General features: G+C 64.4%; 4 protein-coding genes. 2 read left to right on the forward strand and 2 right to left on the reverse strand.

The window, feature by feature from the left end; translation table 11 throughout:
* The first annotated feature begins 336 nt into the window (after positions 1–336).
* The gene (locus ABIB56_RS18390) at positions 337–768 is read left to right on the forward strand and encodes a VOC family protein (protein ID WP_354570676.1); all 432 of its coding nucleotides are present in this window, start codon (positions 337–339) and stop codon (positions 766–768) included.
* Positions 769–774: 6 nt separating this feature from the next.
* Here ABIB56_RS18390 and ABIB56_RS18395 read toward each other — a convergent pair whose 3' ends face one another.
* Positions 775–2,469 (reverse strand): ABC1 kinase family protein, encoded by a 1,695-nt coding sequence (locus ABIB56_RS18395; RefSeq protein ID WP_354570677.1) that lies wholly within the window; start codon positions 2,467–2,469, stop codon positions 775–777.
* Between the two features lie 4 nt (positions 2,470–2,473).
* A complete protein-coding gene (locus tag ABIB56_RS18400) occupies positions 2,474–2,998 on the reverse strand; it encodes a PadR family transcriptional regulator (protein WP_354570678.1) in 525 nt (174 codons plus the stop codon).
* Here ABIB56_RS18400 and ABIB56_RS18405 point away from each other — a divergent pair.
* Positions 2,997–3,212 (forward strand): hypothetical protein, encoded by a 216-nt coding sequence (locus tag ABIB56_RS18405; protein WP_354570679.1) that lies wholly within the window; start codon positions 2,997–2,999, stop codon positions 3,210–3,212. The two genes, ABIB56_RS18400 and ABIB56_RS18405, sit on opposite strands and share 2 nt — an antisense overlap.
* Positions 3,213–3,241: the final 29 nt, after the last annotated feature.

The raw sequence follows: 3,241 nt of genomic DNA on the forward strand, positions 1-3,241 counted from the left end.
GTGTTCTAGACAAACCCCATTTTCCCTGATCCGACAGGCATTCTCGGTTTAACGCGCCGCCCCCAACCCAACCCGATCGGTGGATCGAGGCTAAGCGCTCCCCGAATCATGCTGATGAGGGCCCCGATCAATTCTGGCAGCGTGTCATCTTCATGTTGCTGGGACATGAGCCAAAAATCCCTCGCCTCACCCATTCCCATTACGCCACATCACCTACTCGCGCCCGTCGGAGAAGGACTACCTCGCTCACCTGGCCGTGGAAGGTAACCTAAGGATTGCATTGACGTATAGAAGATGATCTACCGCGTCGTCCGTCTCAACGTTCTAGGTCTGTCGGTGGCACGCCGTACCGTCGGAGATCATCCGCTGATACCGAAGGACGGCCCCGTGTACTTTGCCTCGATCCGCATCATCACCGACGACCTGGAGCGACTCACCTCGTTCTACGAGAGCGTTACCCGCCAGCCCGCCCAGCGCGCCACCGAAGACTTCGCGCAGATCGTCACCACATCCGCATCCCTCGCGATCGGGAGCAGGCGCACGGTCGGCATGCTCGGCGACGGTGCCCCGCAGCCCGCCTCGAACAACAGCGTCATCGTCGAATTTCGGGTGGATGACGTGGACGCCGAATTCGATAATGTGCGTCAGCAGGGTGCCGACATCGTTCTCGAACCGACCACTATGCCGTGGGGCAACCGATCGCTGCTGTTCCGCGACCCCGACGGCAATCTGGTCAACTTCTTCGCACCGACCGCTCCCTCAGCGTGAGGAGAATCACCGTCTCCGCCACGTCACGATCACGTGCAGTAGCGGCACCGCGGAAGACGCCATGAGCACCCAGCCGAGCACCTCGTCCGTCGGACGCATCAGCACGCCGGAGAGGAGGAGCGCGGCGAACACGAGCGCCGACGTGAACCGGCCAACGGAGCGTTCGAGCGATCGTAGTCTGCGGTCGACATCCGGGGTTCGCACGGCGACCTCTCCACGGTCGATGCGCGTCGCGAGCTCATCCATCCGGCCGGGAAGGCGGGCCAGGGTCGAGGCGTAGGAAACCGCCTGCTGGCCCAGTCCGCGCAGGGTAGCCCCGCCGTTTGAGCTCAGGACGCTGCGCGCGAACGGATCCACGGAATCCCACATGTTGAAGTCTTTGTTGAGGGCACTCGTAACGCCGGAGATGAGTGAGATCGTTCGAACCAGCAGCAAGAAATTCTCGGGCAGCTGGAACGGCAGCGTGCGGATAGTTTCGCCGAATCCCTTCGCGAATTCTTGCAGCTCGCGTGGATCGATGGTCTGCAACTCGGCGACGCCCATCCCCCCGAAACGATCGAAGAGGGCCGTCATGGCCCGTTCCAGTTCCTCGGTGTCCGCCGACTTCAGGAGCACGCCGAGCCGTTCGAGCGAGGTGACAAGCGCGCGCCCGTTGCGACCGACGGCAGCGAGGATGAAGTCGCGCAGGCCCGAGCGAAGCGAGTCGGAGATCTCGCCCATCATCCCGAAGTCGACGTAGGTGAGCCGCCAGTTCTCGCCCGAGCCGGAGGGGCCAGGGGTGACGAAAATATTGCCGGGGTGCGGATCGGCATGGAAGAACCCGGCGACGAAGATCTGCTGGAATGTGGAGCGCGCGAGCTCCTGCGCCACCGCAGCCGGGTCTATTCCCGCCGTGGTAAGACCTTCGATGTCAGAGATCTTGATCGCTGTCACGTCGCTCAGGGTGAGCACCCGAAGGGCGGTGCGGTCCCACACGATGACGGGCGCGGCGATTCTCGAATCGTTTGCGAAATCCTCCGCGAAGCGCTCGGCGTTTGCCGCCTCGTGCAGATAGTCGATTTCTTCGAGACTTGTCGCAGCGAACTCTTCGACGAGCGCGGGAGCGTCGGCGCGAGTCGAGACGAGTTTCACCCGTGAGAGCCAGCGGGCGACGCGACGCAGCGCCGACAGGTCGATCGCGACGATCTGCTCGATACCAGGTCGCTGCACCTTGACGACGACATCCTCGAACCCGACGTCTGCGGCGATAGCGGGGGAGAGGCGTGCGCTGTGGGCTTGACCGAGGGATGCGGCGGCGATGGGCACCGGCTCGAACGCCGCATACGCCTGCTCTAGCGGCATCCCGAGTTCGGCCTCGGCCTGACGGCGGATGTTTTCGAATGACTCCGGCGCGACCTCATCCTGCAACCCTTCGAGCTCGCGAGTGATTTCGGGCGGCAGGATGTCGAGGCGCGACGACAGAAACTGGCCGACCTTGATCATGAGGCCGCCGAGATCGGCAGCGAGCGCGTGGAAGCGGCGCGCAAGACGCTGGACACGTTTGGCCCGGCTTCGATCCGCGAGCCAGCGAAGGCCGAACCGGGGGAGCACGAGTTCGAACCACCAGGTCTGGGCCAGCGCTGCCGCGGCAAACCGCATGATGCGGCGGTATCGGGCTCGGCCGTCGAGCGATGCAGTGTCAGTGCCGCGAGCGGGCGGCATCCCCTCAGTCCTCGGCGAGGATCGCGTAGATTTTGCGACGTGCCTCGTCGATGACGGCGACAGCGCTCTCGGCCTGTTCGGGGCTGCTCCCGTGCGCGACCTGCGCAATCGCCTGGGCGAGCCTCGCACCGGCCTTCGGCAGGGCAGCGCTGCGCTCGGAGTTCCACGACCGGCGCGGCTCCCAGGGCGTGGGCCCGTCGGAGAACTCTGCGGCGGCTACCTTGCCAGCCTCGGTCAGCGAGAACACCTTGCGCTCGCCGATCTGCTCCGAACTGACGAGACCCTCGTCGGCGAGCAGCTGCAGTGTGGGATAGATGGAGCCGGCGCTGGGCTTCCACGCACCCTTGGTGCGCGCCTCGATGGACTGGATGATCTGGTAGCCGTGCATGGGCTCGTCGGTGAGCGCGACCAGGATGGCGGTGCGAACATCGCCGCGCCCCATCCGCCCGGCGACGCGGGGTGCGAAGGTTTCGCGGAGGCCATCGACGGCCTCCCACAGGTCGAAACCAGCAGATGATGGGGTGCGCATGGGGTGTCCTCTCAAGACGATTTTGTCGGGCCACTGGCGACTCGGCGACACTTCACGATACATCGTTGAAACTGATAGTTGGCAGGCGATCACGTTCGAGGGCGAGTCCATCATCCGCCAGCCATTGACGATCGGCCAAGCATCCACTGCGTATGAGGGCGCCGATTCGGGCGTCCTCGGCAAGGTCGGTATCGTTTGGTCTGAGACCTCCTGACGATTGGTAGCCGTATGTCCCGCTTTCCC

It is taken from the genome of Glaciihabitans sp. UYNi722, from assembly GCF_040549465.1.
Classification (GTDB): domain Bacteria; phylum Actinomycetota; class Actinomycetes; order Actinomycetales; family Microbacteriaceae; genus Lacisediminihabitans.